The sequence below is a fragment of the Klebsiella michiganensis genome, from assembly GCF_002925905.1.
GTDB classification, from domain to species: domain Bacteria; phylum Pseudomonadota; class Gammaproteobacteria; order Enterobacterales; family Enterobacteriaceae; genus Klebsiella; species Klebsiella michiganensis.
On sequence record NZ_PRDB01000010.1, the window covers coordinates 229,307 to 244,639 of the forward strand.

A 15,333-nucleotide genomic window follows, 5' to 3' on the forward strand; every position below is an offset into this window, starting at 1 on the left:
TCCCTGATGCTGGTTGGTGTGTTAAACGGGCATTTCGCCCAAATAAATCTGTGCAATACGATCGTCGGCCAGCAGCGTCTGCGACGGACCTCGCTCGACGATGCTGCCGCTATCCATCACCCAGGCGCTGTCGGTCGCCTCCAGCGCCAGACGTGCGTTCTGCTCGATCAGCAGCAGCGCGACGCCGCGCTGGCGCAGGGTGGCGATAACGCGAAAAATGTTCTCGACCATCAGCGGCGCCAGACCCATTGACGGCTCGTCGAGGATCAGCAGGCGCGGCTGGCTGAGCAGGGCGCGGTTGAGCGCCAGCAGCTGCTGTTCACCGCCGGAGAGCAGCCCCGCCAGCTGATGCTGGCGTTCGGCGAGGCGCGGGAAATTAGCGAAGATGGCGCCCATCTCCTGCTTTACCGCCGCCGCGTCGCGTCGGAGCCAGGCGCCCATTTGCAGGTTTTCCAGCACCGTCATGCGCGCAAAGATGCCGCGTCCTTCCGGCACCATCACGAGACCTTCGCGCAACAGGGATTCGGCCCGACGTTTGCGGATCGGCTTGCCGTTAAACAGAATTTCGCCGCGAAAGGGTTCCAGCCCGGTAATGGCGCGGACGGTGGAGCTTTTGCCCGCGCCGTTGGCGCCGATAAGCGTGGTCTGCTCGCCCTCTTTCACGCTGAATGAGACGTCGCGCACCGCCTGGATGCCGCCGTAGTGGACGCTAAGCTGGTTAACGGTTAATAAATCAGACATGGACATTGCCTCCCAGCCAGGCGGCGATCACCGCCGGATCGCGGCGTACGGTATCCGGCGTGCCGCTGGTTAACGTTTTGCCGTAATCCAGCACCATCAGGCGATCGCAGATCCCCATCACCAGCTTGACGTCATGCTCGATCATCAGCAGCGTTTTGCCGTCGTCGCGAATGCGCAGCAGCAGTTCGCCAAGTGCCATCTTCTCGGCGGCGTTCATCCCGGCCGCCGGTTCATCCAGCGCCAGCAGGCGCGGTTCGGTGGCCAGCGCGCGGGCAATCTCCAGCCGCCGCTGGTGGCCGTAGGCGAGGTCGCAGGCGCGATAGTGGGCGAACTGCGCGATGCCGGTATAGTCCAGCAGGTGCCAGGCCAGCTCGCGGGTTTGCGTCTCCTCGGCGCGGGCGCGTTTATGACGGGAGATCGCGGCCCACAGGCCGTTGCGGGTGCGGACATGGCGGCCCACCATGACGTTTTCCAGTACCGACATGTCGTTAAACAGCCGCACGTTCTGGAAGGTGCGGGCGATGCCCGCGGCGGTCACTTTCTCAATATTGTTCGGAGAATAGGCTTCGCCGCCGATAGCGAACTCGCCGCTGTCCGCCGGGTAAAGCCCGGTAATCAGATTAAAACAGGTGGTTTTCCCCGCGCCGTTGGGGCCGATCAGGCCGTAGATTTCACCCTGATTAATGCTCAGCGATACGTTGTCGACCGCCGTCAGACCGCCGAAACGCTTCGTCATATGGCGTACGCTTAACAGGCTCATGCTTTCGCTCCTTGATGTCGCGCGGGCCAGATGCCCTGAGGGCGCAGCAGCATGACCAGCACCAGCGCCAGGCCGTAGAACAGCTGGCGCAGCACTTCCGGGTCAATCAGCACTTCGCCAAACAGCGCCTGCTGTACCGGCGCCGCCTGGCTGCGCAGCAGCTCCGGCAGCGCGGTCAGCAGCACCGCGCCGAGGATCACGCCGGGGATATGCCCCATCCCGCCCAGCACCACCATCGCCAGAACCGCAATCGACTCCTGCAGGGTAAAAGATTCCGGCGAAACGAAGCCCTGAAATGCGCCGAACAGCGCGCCCGCCACGCCGCCGAATGAGGCGCCGATAGCGAAAGCCAGCAGTTTGTAGTTCCGCAGGTTGATGCCCATCGCGCGGGCGACGTCTTCATCCTCGCGGATGGCGTGCCAGGCCCGGCCAATGCGCGAATGCTGCAGCCGCAGGCAGACGAAAATAATCGCCACAATCACCAGCATCAGCAGGTAGTACCACAGCCACAGCGCCGGGACTTTAAAGCCAAACCAGTGATAAACGCCGCTAAACTTGAGGCCGAACAGATTCAGCGAATCGACCCCGGAAATGCCTTTTGCGCCGTTGGTGATGTTGACCGGACGGTCGAGGTTGCGCATCAGGATGCGGATAATTTCGCCGAACCCGAGGGTGACGATGGCCAGATAGTCGCCGCGCAGCTTCAGCGTCGGCGCGCCCAGCACGATACCGCAGCCTGCCGCCACCAGCGCGGCGAGCGGAATAATCACCAGCCAGGAGGTGTGCAGGCCGTCCGGAAACCAACTATTTAAAATCGGGAAGACGTCCAGCAGATGCGGTGAGGCCAGCAGCGCCGCCAGATACGCGCCGACGGCGTAAAAGGCGATAAAGCCCATATCCAGCAGGCCGGTATAGCCGACCACAATATTCAGCCCCAGCGCCAGCATAACGTAGAGCAGGGCGAAGTCGATGACCCGCACCCAGTAGTTGCCGCCGAGCTGGCTGGCGACCATCGGCGCCACCAGCAGCGCGCAGACCAACAGGGTCATCCCGGACCAGAAGCGGCGGGAGACGACAGGCGTATCGAGTTGTGCCGTTGTCATGATTTTTCTCCTAAGCCCGGTGCGCGACGCGTTCGCCGAGCAAACCGGCAGGGCGGAAGACCAGCACCAGGATCAGCACCATAAAGGCGAAAATATCCTGGTAGTTGCTGCCGAAGACGCCGTGGGTCAGGTCGCCGAGATAGCCTGCGCCAAGGGATTCGATAAGGCCCAGCAGCAGGCCACCGATCATCGCGCCACGAATATTGCCGATGCCGCCGAGCACCGCGGCGGTAAAGGCTTTAATGCCGGGCAGAAAGCCCATGGAGAAGCTGGCATTACCGTAGTTGCTGGCCATCATCACGCCAGCCAGCGCGGCGAATATGCCGCCGATGGCGAAAGTGAGGGCGATAATTGCGTTAGGATTAACGCCCATTAGCGTGGCGATGCGCGGATTTTCCGCTACCGCGCGCATACCGCGACCTAAACGGGTGTACTCCACCAGCAGCCACAGGCCAAGCATCACCGCGAAGGCCAGCGCGACGGTGACGATTCCGGTGACGGTAACGAGAGCCGGTGGATGCGCTGCGCTGCCGTGGGTCACGGCGATCGCATCCATTGGCAGGATCTGCGGGAACATCAGCGGATTGCGCGACCAGACGATCATCGCCACGGTTTGCAGCAGCACCGAGACGCCGATCCCGGAGATCAGCGGCGCCAGGCGCGGGGCGTTGCGCAGGCGGCGGTAGGCAAAGCGTTCGACCGCCATCGCCAGCAGGGCGCAGACCGTCATGGCCAGCAGCAGCGCCAGCCCGAGCTGCGCCAGCGGTGGCAGAGTAGGGAAATGCGCGTTCAGGGCGTGCATCCCGGAAAGGGTGGTCAACGCGCCGACCATCAGAATGTCGCCGTGGGCAAAGTTAATAATGCGCAGGATGCCGTACACCATGGTATAGCCGAGCGCGATCAGGGCGTAGATGCTGCCGAGCATGACCCCGTTGATGATTTGTTGTATGAGTGTGTCCAACTGATTGTTCCGACAAGATGCTCAAATAATAGCTACCATCCAACAAATGAATTAAATTGTAAAATACGCATATATTCTTTCTTATTATAAATGTGTGGTTAACTATCCTTATGATTTTAAATATAATTTAATAACTCGCCGGATAGCGTAATGCGCTAAGAAAATCAACATATGAAAAAAACAGAACAATCAGAAGCGCCGGTTAGCTGGTCGGAGAGTACGTTGGCCAACGATCCGCCGCTGCGGGCGGTGCGCGCCTTCGAGGCGATCGCACGCCTGGGCAGCGTGACCCTGGCGGCGCAGGAGCTGGCGATATCGCCTTCGGCGGTCAGTCATCAGCTTAAGGTGCTGGAGGGCTATTTGCAGATCCCGCTCACCGAACGGCAGGGGCGGCGGCTGACTCTCAGCCAGCAGGGGCGGGAGTATTATCGCTCGATCCGCGCGGCGTTTAACGTGCTGCGTCAGGCCACCGAGCATCTGGTCGAGCAGGTGCAAACCCAGCAGGTGACGATCAGCCTGATCCCGCTGTTTGGCATGGGCTGGTTTATTCCCCGCCTGCCGTCGTTCGTGCACGCGAACCCGCATACCGAAATCAACGTGGTTTATGCTAACCACCGCAACTATCTCAGCGACGCTTCCGATATGTCGATCCGCTTTGGCAACGGTCACTGGGTGGGCTATCAAAGCGAAAAGCTGATTTCCGGCAAAATGGTGCCGGTATGCAGCCAGGCCTTTTTGCGCCTGCACGGGCATATTGATACCCCGGAACAGCTGTTGCAGATGCCGCTGCTGCACGATGAGGAGCGCACGACCTGGAATCAGTGGTTTGTGCAGCAGGGCGTGAAGCGCCCGCCGCGCTCGACCGGGCCGCTGTTTGAGGATGGCCTGTTGACCCTGGCTGGCGTACAGGCCGGGCTGGGCTGCGCGCTCATGCGCGAGCCGCTGATCGCTCCCTATCTGAAGCGCGGTGAGCTGGTGAAAATCTTCGATGCGGCAATTGATGATGGCCGGGATTATTATCTCTGCGTGCGTCAGGATAGCGAGATGACCCCCAACGGTAAGCTATTGCAGAGCTGGCTACGCCAACAGGCCCTCGGTTGATATTTACTTAAGAATTTACTTAATCCAGTTCACACTTTTGTTCGGTCGCCATTGTCATTACGCAGGGGCGCTTAGATAATCCGCCGAAATAACCCATTTTTATGATGGCGTGCTACTGCGAAAGCAGGCAAGACCAAAATAGAAATGCTCTCCCGCCAAGGGGAGCGTCTCTGTTTTGGTCTTTTTTTTTGCCCCAACACCAGGGAACACTATGAACTATAACGAAACAGCAGACAAAATCCTCCACGCGGTGGGCGGTGCGGAAAATATCCGCATGCTCACCCATTGCGCGACCCGGCTGCGCATGGAGTTCAACGACCGCGCAAAGGTTAACGATGCGCAGATTGGCTCCCTCCACGGCGTGATCAGCGTGGTGGAGAAGGGCGGCCAGTTCCAGATTGTGATCGGCAACGAGGTGCAGCAGGTTTACCGGCGGCTTAATAAGGCGCTGCCGGAGAAGAAAGGCCCGGCAGGCGGCGATAAAAACGCGAAGCCGGCCGGCATCGTCGCCCGGATTATCAGCGTCATTTCGACCACCTTTACCCCGGTGATCCCGGCGATTACCGGCGCGGGGATGATTAAAGCGCTGCTGGCCATTCTCAAGCTCACGGGGGTGATTAGCGAAACCAGCTCGACGTATCAGCTGCTGAATATTATTGCCGACGCCGCCTTCTTCTTCCTGCCGGTGCTGCTGGCCTACGGCGCGTCGCTGAAGTTTGAATGCAATCCGATTCTGGCGATGACCCTCGCGGGCGTGCTGCTGCATCCGGGCATCGGCCAGATGCTGGCGGCCGGTAAAGCGGTCGATTTTGTCGGCATCAACGTCCTGCTTTCCGATTACGCCGGTTCGGTGCTGCCGATTATTCTGACCGTGTGGCTGATGTCGTGGGTGGAGCGCTTCGCCGAAAAAGTGTCGCCATCGATTATCAAGTTTTTCGTTAAGCCGATGCTGATTCTGCTGATTACCGCGCCGCTGGCGCTGGTGGTGGTCGGCCCGGCGGGCATTTTGCTTAACGATCTGGTCGCCGCCGGGGCGGGCGCTATCGACCGCCACGCCAGCTGGTTAATCCCGATGCTGATGGGCACCCTGCAGCCCTTCCTGATCATTACCGGCACCGCCTGGGCGATGACGCCGATCGCCACCGGTCAGCTGAGTAAAAGCGGTTACGAGATGATTAACGGCCCGGGGATGCTGGCATCCAACGTGGCGATGGGAGCGGCGACGCTGTGCGTGGCGCTGAAAACCAAAAATAGCAACCTGCGCCAGCTGGCCTCTTCGTCGGGCTTTACCGCGCTGCTGGGGATCACCGAACCGGCGCTGTACGGGGTGCTGCTCAAGTTCCGCCGGGTGCTGATTGCCGCGATGATCGGCGGCGGCTGCGCCGGGGTCTACGCCGGGGTGAGCGGGCTGGTGCGCTACGCGTTTGTCTCGCCAGGCCTCGCTGCGCTGCCGGCGTTTATCGGCGAAAACCCGATGAACATCGTCCATGCGCTGGTGACCTGCGCGATTTCCATCGTGGTGACCTTTACCCTGACCTGGTTTATCGCTTTTAAAGACGTTCCTGAGGAACAAGACGCGGTGAGCGAGACGCCGCAGCCTGCGGTCAGCCCGACAAGCGAGGGGGAGACGGAAGTATTCAGCCCGCTGCGCGGCCAGGTGGTGGCGCTCAGCGACGTGAACGACGACGTCTTTTCCGGCGGCCTGCTGGGCGAGGGGCTGGCGATTCGTCCCGAAGAAGGGGTACTGCGCGCGCCGTTTAGCGGCACGGTAATGATGTTTCTGCCCTCCTGCCACGCCGTTGGCCTGCAGAGCGACAGCGGTCTTGAGCTGCTGATCCATATCGGTATCGACACCGTCAATCTTAACGGCCAGCACTTTAGCTCTACGCTGAAGGTGGGTGATAAGGTGGAAGCGGGACAGGCGCTGATCCGCTTTGATATTCCCGCCATCGAACAGGCCGGATACGACCTGATTACCCCGGTGATTGTGGTCAACGGCGACGCGCAGCGCGCTCTGCGCCTCACCGCCGCCGCGCAGGTGGATTACGGCGAACCCCTGATGGTGCAATCCGCTAAGGAGGCGCAGGTATGATTTATCAACAGCAGGCCCGGTTCCCGGACGGTTTTCTGTGGGGCGCCTCCACCTCGGCCTATCAGGTTGAGGGCGCGTGGAATGAAGACGGTAAAGGGCCGTCGGTGGTCGACATGCTCAGCCATCCGCCGGGAACGGCGGACTTCCGCATCGCCAGCGACCACTATCACCGGGTGGAGGAGGACGTCGCGCTGATGGCGCAGATGGGGCTGAAGGCCTACCGTTTTTCGGTGGCCTGGTCGCGGGTGATACCTGACGGCGATGGCCCGGTGAATCCGGATGGGCTGGCCTTTTATCACCGCCTGATCGACGCCCTGACGCGCCACGGGATCACCCCCATCGTGACGCTCTACCACTTCGATCTGCCGTGGGCGCTGGAGCTAAAAGGCGGCTGGCTGAACCGCAAAACCGGGGAGGCATTCGTGCGCTATGCCAGGCTGCTGTTCAGCGAATTTGCCGCCAAAGTTCCGCTCTGGCTGACCATCAACGAACAGAACACCATGATTCTGCATCCCGGCGCGATTGGCGTGCCCGCCGATCGTGAACTGCCGGACAAGAAAGCGCTGTACCAGCAGAATCATCATATGATGCTGGCCCAGGCGCAGATCTTCGCCCTGTGCCACCGTGAGTTCCCCGGGCTGCGCATCGGCCCGGCGATAAACACCACGTCGATGTACGCCGAAAGCTGTAAGCCGGAGGACGCCATCGCCGCGCATAACTGGGAGACGCTGCGCTGCTGGAGCTTTTTGGATGTTGCGGTGCATGGGCGCTACAACGCCCTGGCGTGGGCCTATATGCAGGATCGCGGCCTTGCGCCGGAGGTGCAGCCGGAAGATGCGCTGATTTTGCAGCAGGGGAGGCCGGACTTTATCGCCATTAACTACTACTCGACCGCCACCATTGCCGCCAGCCGGGGCGACGGCGGCGACGTTGCGCCCCGCGCGGGCGATCAGCAAATTATGCTGGGCGAAGAGGGGGTTTATCGTCCGGCGGAAAATCCGTGGGTTGGCAAAACCCCCTACGGCTGGGTTGTTGACCCGGTGGGGCTGCGCCTGACGCTGCGTAAAGTGTGCGAGCGCTACGGTCTGCCGATTCTGATTAGCGAAAACGGGATGGGCGCGCCGGACAAACTGGAGCATGACGGGACGGTAAATGACGACTATCGCATCGCCTTCCTCGACGCGCATATCGAGCAGATGCGGCTGGCGATAGCCGACGGCGTCGAGCTGATGGGTTACTGTCCGTGGGCGGCGATTGACGTGGTCAGCACTCACCAGGGATACGCCAAGCGCTACGGTTTTATTTATGTCGATCGCGGCGAGGATGACCTGAAGCGCCTGCAAAGGATCCGCAAACGCAGCTTCTGGTGGTATAAGGATGTCATCGCGCAGAACGGCAACCACGACGAGTCGCAGAGATGATTGTTCAGAAGGTGCTCAATAATAGCCTCGTGCTCTCTATGGACGACGATAACAGGGAGGTTATCGTCATGGGGAAAGGCATTGGTTTCAATAGCAGACCCGGGGACGAGATCGCCCCGGAGAAGATAGAGAAGCTGTTCGTGACCCAGACGCTCGGCGCGCGCAGCGGCTATCTTGAGGCGCTCTCCGCCATTCCGGATGAGGTCATCGAAATGGCGGCGATGATTATTTCCCGCGCCAATCTGCAGCTCGCCGGCAAGGTTCGCGAGCAGATTTTCTTTACCCTCGCCGACCACCTGACCTTTGCCATCGAGCGCAGCCGTAAAGGGATCGCCATTCAAAATCGCCTGCTGCCGGAAGTCAGGCGTTTTTATCCGCAGCAGTTTCGCGTCGCCAGCGAGGCGGTGACGATTATTCGTCAGCAGTACGGGATCGAACTACCGGAGGAGGAAGCCGGGAATATCGCCTTTCATCTGGTAAACGGCCAGAGCGAGGGCGACGACGTGGCGCAGACCATGCAGTCGGTGAAAATGCTGAAGGATATTTTTAATCTCGTGCAGTACCACTTTAAGCAGCAGATAGACACCGAATCGATAAACTACTCGCGCTTTCTGGTCCATATGCAGTTTTTCCTCCAGCGTTTACAGGAGGGGGAGCTGGACGGCGCGCGGGACAGTTTTCTGCTGGTGCAGGTGATTAAGGCGTATCCGGACGCATACCGCTGCGCGCTGCTAATCCGCGATTACGTCAAAGCCCAGCTCGATATCACCCTCGGCGGCAACGAGCTGCTGTGGCTCACCGTTCATCTGGTGCGGATCGCGGGCCTGGATGCGTGATTGTGTTCTTTTAATGGGGCGTAATAGCTATTTCTGTTTTTTTTATGGGACATGAGCTCTTTGGAATGACTGAGTTGGCTCATTTGTAGTGTTCTATAAACAGGTTATAATCGCTAACTACGTTCTATTAATAAGACAAGAGAAGCATTATGGCAAAGCCGTCAACCCGAACCTACTCTCGTTACAGTCGCGATGCAGCACGGTTGCTGGGAATGATGATCCGCACCGCACGCATAGAATCCAGACTCACTATCGAGGAGCTGGCAGAACGTGCTGGCGTGTCGCGTGGGCTGGTTTATCGTGCTGAGGAAGGCGATATGGGATGTGCGATTGGCGCGGTATTTGAACTGGCGACAATAGTGGGCGTGCCGCTGTTTACGCCAGATCGTTCTGCTCTGGCGTTACATATTGCTAATGCAGAGAAAACGCTGTCATTAATGCCGCGTGCGGTTCATCACTCAAGGAAGGTGATAAATGATGACTTCTGAGAATAGCCTTGAGCAAGTGTATGTCTGGATCTGGCTGCCTGGAGCAACAGAACCCGTTGTCGCCGGAGTGTTAAGCAGAGACAACGGTCGGTTTATTTTCAACTACGGCCGCAGTTATCTGGAGCGGAAAGAGGCGATAGCGGTTTATGTGCCGGAGCTTCCTTTAGTCAGAGGCGCAATTGTACCTGCCCCTGGTTTGCAAGTGAAGTGGACAGAAAACTCTTCTGGGGAAGGATGTTTTTTAATCCTTTCATATTTGAAGGCGCGCCAGAAGAGATTTTGAGACTACGTAAGTCGTGGCTTTAACGCGCCCGGTGCCACTGCATTTTCAACGCGGCAAGACAAATAGTCCGTTAACGCGTTTCGATAACCTTTTAAACCTCCGTAGTATCACCGATGCCGAAACTGCAGCGTCGCCGGCAGGTAGCGCTGTAGCGGCTCAGGCGTATTGCCGTCAATCAGCTGGCTGATTAAATCGTAGCAGTGCCAGGCCAGCTGGCGGTTGTCCTGCTGGACGGTATCAATACGCAGCGACAGCGAATCGTAGAGATAGTGATCGTCAAAACTTGCCAGGTGGATGTCTGAATCCAGCAAATGGTGCTGGCTCATATAGCGCAGCACCCCTTCCAGCAGACCACAGGCGGCGGTAAACAGCGCCTTTGGCGGCCGGCCCAGACGCGCGCAGAGGGCGGCGAACATCTCATAGCCGGAGCTGGGGTGATAGTTGCCGTTGATCACCCACTCCGGGCGCAGCGCAATGCCCGCCTGAGTCAGACCCTGCGTAAACCCGGCCAGGCGATCGCGGGAGGGCGACAGACGCGGCTGGCCGCCTAAAAACCAGAACTCATCGTGATGCTGAGGCGCGATGCGGGAAATCAGCTCCGCCGTTGGGGTAATCGAATCGGTCATCACCAGCGGCAGCGCGCTTTCAGTAGGACAGCGGTCAAACAGCACCACCGGCAGCTGTTCGCTGAGCTTCAGGTAGTCGGCATCGTTGTGCATACAGGAGGCGACGATCAGACCGTCGACCTGGCGGGCAATCATGTTATTGACCACCATGCTCTCCTGACCGGGGTTTTCATCGGTACAGGAGATCAGCAGCTGGACGCCCGCTTCGCGGCACAGCATCTCCAGCTCATGGGAAAAGACCGCAAAGCCGTAGTTGGTGATCTCCGGCACCACCAGGCCGATGGTGTGGCTGCGGTTATCGCGCAGCGAGCGGGCGTGAATGCTCGGCTGATAGTGCTGCTCGCGGGCAATCGCCAGCACGCGCTCGCGCGTTTCCTGCGCCACGCGCAGCTCTTTGCCACGACCGTTCAGCACCAGGCTGGCGGTCGCTTTGGAAACGCCCGCCAGTTCGGCGATATCTTTAATAGTTACGCGTTTGGTTTTCATTACGACGCCATGAGCCTGAAAGCAAAACGCTTATTCTATCATGCATGTTCGCAGCGGCCAGTAGCAGAATGCATCCGGCGCGCTGCCGGAGAAAATCAGCTGCGCCGGATAATCCGGGAAGCAGCGGCTGCTCATCACCCCCTCGCCGTCGTTGATGAAAATCTCCACGCTCGACCGATCGATGAAAATCCGCAGCGAGCGCACCTCGCCGCGCCAGTAGCGATAGTGCATTTCGTCGCTGGCGAGGCTGCGTCGCGCCAGACGGATACCGCTGGCGTCGCGCTCCAGGGTTAACGCGCCGCCGAAATCAAGGCTTAGCGCGTCGTCGCCGGCGGTTTGCAGGGCGATTTCCATCGGCGCCAGCGGCAGTGCGTTCCCCTGCCAGCCGTGCGCCTCCCCGCGCAGGGCGGTCAGCTCGCGCAGCGGACGCTGGTAGAGCCGGCCGTCGATAAATTCCAGCTCGCGCAGGCAGGTCATCTGGTGGATCCAGCCGCTGGCAAGCGTCGGCTGAAGCATCTCTTCACCGTCCGGGACGCCCATCCAGCCGACCAGCAGGCGGCGGCCATCGCTGGTGTGCATGGTTTGCGGGGCATAAAACTCAAACCCTGCGTCCAGCTCGTGCAGCTCGCCGTGTTTGAACGCGGCGCGATGGTCGTCGAAACTACCGGCCATCCACACCGCCGGATAGGTATTGAGGAAGCGCTCTTCTTCGCGGGCAATCCCCTGCGGGCAGCAGATCAGAATATGCTGGTCGCCGAGCGGAAACAGATCCGGACACTCCCACATATAGCCCGCGTCGCTCAGGCCGTTAATGCCGTAGCCGGCGATTTCGCCCTCGCTGCGCCACTGATGAAGGTCCGGGGAGCTGAACAGCAGCACCTTACCGCGCTTTTGCCGATCCTGCGCACCCAGTACCATGTACCAGCGGTCTTTATGCCGCCAGACCTTCGGGTCGCGCACGTGGCCGGTATAGCCCTCCGGCAGCGGCAGGACCGGACCGATTTTGCGGAAGGTACCGTCGGCGTTTTCCGTCGCCAGGCACTGCCACGCGGTTCGGCCGCCGTCGTCAAACTTCACGTTGCCGGTATAGCACAGGGTGAGCGTACCGTTGTTATCCACCGCGCTACCGGAGTAGCAGCCGTTGCGGTCGTACTCTTCATCCGGCATCAGCGCAATAGGCTCATGCCGCCAGCGCAGCAGATCCTCTGAACTCCAGTGCGCCCAGCACTTGAACTTATGATCGCAGGCGAGCGGGTTCCACTGGTAGAACAGATGATAGCGCCCGGCAAACTCGACAAAGCCGTTGGGGTCGTTCATCAGCCCGGTCACCGGCGCATGGTGCCAGTGTGGATAATGGCTATCGGCCAGCGCGCGCGGCTGGCCCTGCATAACGGCCTGCAAAATCGCAGGCAGACGTGATGGTAGTGACATTATTCAGCGTCCGTTTTGTATTTCAGCAGCAGAGAGACGACGAAAGCGACGCCAAAGGCGATGACCATGCCGATAATGTAGTTCAGCAGCGAGCTGGCCTGTACGATGGCCATGCCGGGAATCGCCGTCAGGCCGACTGCGGTCATATAGACGTGCACTGACACGACCCACGCGCCACCCGCCGCGCCGCCGATCAGCGCCGCGATAAACGGCTTCATGAAGCGTAAGTTGATACCAAAAATCGCCGCCTCGGTGATGCCCAGCATAGCGGAAAACGCCGAGGGCAGCGCAATGGCTTTGATTTTGACGTCTTTGGTTTTAAACCATACCGCCAGGCAGGCGCCGCCCTGGGCGACGTTGGCCATGGACCAGATCGGCAGCAGGAAGTTGACCCCGATGGACGGGTTGCCCAGCAGTCCGGCTTCGATGGCGTGGAAGCTGTGGTGAATACCGGTAATGACGATGACCGAATAGAGACCGCCAAACAGCAGCCCGGCGAGCCAGCCGGCGTGGCTAATCAGGGTGCTGAGGACAAACGAAATGCCGTCGCCGAGCGCGCGACCGGCCGGGCCGATAATCAGCAGGGCGATAAAACCGGAAATAATCACCGTCAGGAACGGCGTCAGGATCAGGTCCAGGGCATCGGGGATCGCGCGGCGCAGCTGCTTCTCAACGATGCTCATAAACCACACCGCCAGCAGCACCGGGAACACCGTCCCCTGATAGCCAATCATGGCGATTTCGAGGCCGAAGAAGTTCATGGTATGGAAACCGGCGGCCACGCCCCAGGCGTTAGTCAGCGCCGGGTGGGTCAGAATGCCGCCGAGCGTCGCGCCGAGATAGGGGTTACCGCCGAATTCGCGGGCCGCGGTAAAGCCAATCAGGATCGGCAGAATGATAAACGCCGCCGAACTGCACATATCCAGCATGATGTAGAGGGCGTTGCTCGGGTCAACCCAGCCGTAGGTTTTGACCATCCCCAGCAGGCCCATCAGCAGGCCGGAGGCGACGATAGCCGGGATAATCGGTACGAAGATGTTCGACAGCAGGCGCGCGATGCGCTGGAAAGGATTAAGCTTTTTCGCCGCGATGTCGGCGGCCTCCGATTTGCTGGATTCGCTTATACCTGCCGCCTGAATAAAGGCGGCGTAGACTTTATTCACCACCCCGGTGCCGAAAATAATCTGCATCTGCCCGGCATTGCGGAAACAGCCCTTAACCCCTTCAATTTTGCCGATAGCCTGCTGGTCGGCCAGCGCGTCATCGACCAGCACCAGGCGCAGGCGCGTGGCGCAGTGCGCGGCGCTGGCGATATTTTCCTTGCCTCCCAGAAGCGGAAGCAGCGAGCGGGAAATCTGTTCAAAATCCATAGTACCCTCTGAATGCGTAAAAAAATTCGTGTTGTCGTCCCGCGTTAACGGGGGGCGCAGTCTCTGCGTCGTTATTGTGTCCGGGGCGATGAAAGGCGCGTCGTCGCCCCGGAGGGGCCTGTCGTCAGGCGTTCACCGTCAGAACCAGGTTTCCATCTGCATACCGAACGACCATTCGCCGCCCGAGGTAAAACCATTGCTGCCCAGCGCGTCATCGCTGGCGTAATTATTCAGTTTTTTGCTCCAGTCCATCCACGAGGTGTAAAGGCGGATTTCAGGGCGGCTGAAGAAATCACCGATGCTGCCGACCTTAAATGTCGGGGCGAAGGTGAGCTTGTAGAAGCTACCGTTTACCGCATGACGATCGTTATAACCTTCGGGTTTGAGATCCATATACTGGTAGCTGCCTTCGTAAGCGAGAGCGAAGTTCTGGTTGATCTCCTGGATCAGGCGCATGTTGAGCGTGGCCCACTGATAGCTGTCGCCATCGGCATAACGGCCTTTACTGCTTTGCGCCAGGATCGCCGGGGCGATAGACCAGTTTTCGCTGAGCGGGGTGGTGCCATAGCTGGCGAAGCGCCAGGTGTTGGCTCCCGACCGTAGCGCGCCGTCAGAGCCGATACCTTTAACTTCCGCGCCCAGGCCGTGACCGTAGAGCAGGGCGGTTTTGCTGGTGCCTTCACGCAGACCGTAAAAACTGTCGTTGTGCAGGCCGAGCAGCGTATGTACCCCGGTATTTGCCGCATCGCCTTTGACCGGGTTACCGTTGGTATCCTGACGGTCGTCGTTGTCTTTTGCCCGCATCCCGCTGACCATCACCTGCACCGGACCGATGAAGTTGTTCATGCTGAGGATATAGTTCTGCACGCTGTTGCTCGAGTCAGCAATATCGCCGAAATTGCGCCCGTAAAGCGAGAGGTTGCTGCGGATGCTGTCGTTCCACCTGACGTCGTAAATACCGCCGCCGGTACCGGCGAGGAACACAACGTCAGAGTCAATCCAGTGAATATCAAAGTTGTCGCGGTCGAAGCGTTTCCCGGCCCACAGGGTGGAGCCTTTAAACGCCCCTGTGAAGGTGGGCAAGTTGCCCAGTTCGACAAAGGCCTGACGAACGTTCAAATCGCTGCTGCTTGCCGTCCAGTCGTTATAAGTGGTTTGTCCGTCGGCGACCATCACTTTGAAACGGGTCGTCGCGCCATTATCCAGGGTCTGCTTATGTTCAAGGTTCATTTCAACATAGGTATCGGCCTGGTTTCCCAGACGACCGATAGCCCCGCCGGTTTCCCCCGCTGGCGTCATGTAGGCGCCGGATTTGGTGCTGGCGGCGGAATCATTCATTATCACGCCGGAGCGGGCGTAGCCGTGAAACTCAAAGCCGCTTTTCTCATCGGCCTTCTTCTCGAGTTTGGCGGTACGTTGAACCACTTCCTGCGTCGTGTCCTGATTTTTCTGCTGCTGCGCGGTGAGCTGCTGGACCTGTTTCTCCGCCGACTCGGCGCGGTTTTCCGCAGTTTGCGCCCGGTTTTCCGCCTCCTGCAGGCGTTTTTCCAGGGCGATCAAACGGGCTTCGATCGTGCTGAGATCCGTTTGCGCGTGGGCTGAGGCGGCGCCGGTTAGCAAAGCGATAAGGACGA

General features: G+C 59.6%; 14 protein-coding genes. 6 read left to right on the forward strand and 8 right to left on the reverse strand.

All coding sequences use genetic code 11. The annotated features are described in order from the left end of the window. Positions 1 to 21: 21 nt before the first annotated feature. From CDA56_RS20770 to CDA56_RS20785, 4 genes are read right to left on the reverse strand one after another with little or no spacing between them, the layout of a single operon-like run. Complete coding sequence (locus CDA56_RS20770; protein WP_046876916.1) at positions 22 to 741, reverse strand: ABC transporter ATP-binding protein; 720 nt, start codon at positions 739 to 741, stop codon at positions 22 to 24. Then, the gene (locus CDA56_RS20775) at positions 734 to 1,501 is read right to left on the reverse strand and encodes an ABC transporter ATP-binding protein (protein WP_025107103.1); all 768 of its coding nucleotides are present in this window, start codon (positions 1,499 to 1,501) and stop codon (positions 734 to 736) included. Before CDA56_RS20775 ends, CDA56_RS20770 begins: the two co-directional genes overlap by 8 nt. Next, positions 1,498 to 2,604, reverse strand: coding sequence for a branched-chain amino acid ABC transporter permease (locus tag CDA56_RS20780; protein WP_046876915.1), 1,107 nt, complete (start codon positions 2,602 to 2,604; stop codon positions 1,498 to 1,500). The genes CDA56_RS20775 and CDA56_RS20780 overlap by 4 nt, the downstream gene beginning before the upstream one ends. 10 nt (positions 2,605 to 2,614) lie before the next feature. After that, positions 2,615 to 3,565: a branched-chain amino acid ABC transporter permease gene (locus tag CDA56_RS20785; RefSeq protein ID WP_046876914.1), complete on the reverse strand. Its 951-nt coding sequence runs from the start codon at positions 3,563 to 3,565 to the stop codon at positions 2,615 to 2,617. 171 nt (positions 3,566 to 3,736) lie between these two features. Between CDA56_RS20785 and CDA56_RS20790 the strand changes: the two genes are divergently transcribed. The 6 genes from CDA56_RS20790 (at position 3,737) to CDA56_RS20815 (ending at position 9,786) form a co-directional block, all read left to right on the forward strand. Continuing rightward, entirely contained in the window at positions 3,737 to 4,666 is a 930-nt protein-coding gene (locus CDA56_RS20790; protein ID WP_025107100.1) for a LysR substrate-binding domain-containing protein, read from the forward strand. A gap of 211 nt (positions 4,667 to 4,877) precedes the next feature. Next, positions 4,878 to 6,758 carry a beta-glucoside-specific PTS transporter subunit IIABC gene (locus CDA56_RS20795; protein ID WP_103814649.1) on the forward strand — a complete coding sequence of 627 codons (1,881 nt, stop codon included), beginning with the start codon at positions 4,878 to 4,880 and terminating at the stop codon, positions 6,756 to 6,758. Beyond that, complete coding sequence (locus tag CDA56_RS20800; RefSeq protein WP_025107098.1) at positions 6,755 to 8,179, forward strand: glycoside hydrolase family 1 protein; 1,425 nt, start codon at positions 6,755 to 6,757, stop codon at positions 8,177 to 8,179. The genes CDA56_RS20795 and CDA56_RS20800 overlap by 4 nt, the downstream gene beginning before the upstream one ends. Beyond that, positions 8,176 to 9,015, forward strand: coding sequence for a BglG family transcription antiterminator LicT (gene licT / locus CDA56_RS20805; RefSeq protein ID WP_014228254.1), 840 nt, complete (start codon positions 8,176 to 8,178; stop codon positions 9,013 to 9,015). The genes CDA56_RS20800 and licT overlap by 4 nt, the downstream gene beginning before the upstream one ends. A 149-nt stretch (positions 9,016 to 9,164) precedes the next feature. Continuing rightward, positions 9,165 to 9,503: a helix-turn-helix domain-containing protein gene (locus CDA56_RS20810; protein WP_032694593.1), complete on the forward strand. Its 339-nt coding sequence runs from the start codon at positions 9,165 to 9,167 to the stop codon at positions 9,501 to 9,503. Then, positions 9,490 to 9,786, forward strand: coding sequence for a hypothetical protein (locus tag CDA56_RS20815; RefSeq protein WP_032748533.1), 297 nt, complete (start codon positions 9,490 to 9,492; stop codon positions 9,784 to 9,786). Before CDA56_RS20810 ends, CDA56_RS20815 begins: the two co-directional genes overlap by 14 nt. Before the next feature lie 107 nt (positions 9,787 to 9,893). On the opposite strand, the gene CDA56_RS20820 is transcribed toward CDA56_RS20815, so the two are convergent. The 4 genes from CDA56_RS20820 to CDA56_RS20835 all read right to left on the reverse strand — a co-directional run. Further along, positions 9,894 to 10,898 (reverse strand): LacI family DNA-binding transcriptional regulator, encoded by a 1,005-nt coding sequence (locus CDA56_RS20820; protein WP_004848520.1) that lies wholly within the window; start codon positions 10,896 to 10,898, stop codon positions 9,894 to 9,896. A 30-nt stretch (positions 10,899 to 10,928) separates the two neighbouring features. Next, positions 10,929 to 12,329 (reverse strand): sucrose-6-phosphate hydrolase, encoded by a 1,401-nt coding sequence (locus CDA56_RS20825; RefSeq protein ID WP_103814646.1) that lies wholly within the window; start codon positions 12,327 to 12,329, stop codon positions 10,929 to 10,931. Then, the gene (locus CDA56_RS20830; protein ID WP_014837718.1) at positions 12,329 to 13,699 is read right to left on the reverse strand and encodes a sucrose-specific PTS transporter subunit IIBC; all 1,371 of its coding nucleotides are present in this window, start codon (positions 13,697 to 13,699) and stop codon (positions 12,329 to 12,331) included. Before CDA56_RS20830 ends, CDA56_RS20825 begins: the two co-directional genes overlap by 1 nt. A gap of 138 nt (positions 13,700 to 13,837) precedes the next feature. Then, positions 13,838 to 15,333: carbohydrate porin (locus CDA56_RS20835; protein ID WP_104011396.1), on the reverse strand; the 1,496-nt coding region annotated here is incomplete at its 5' end.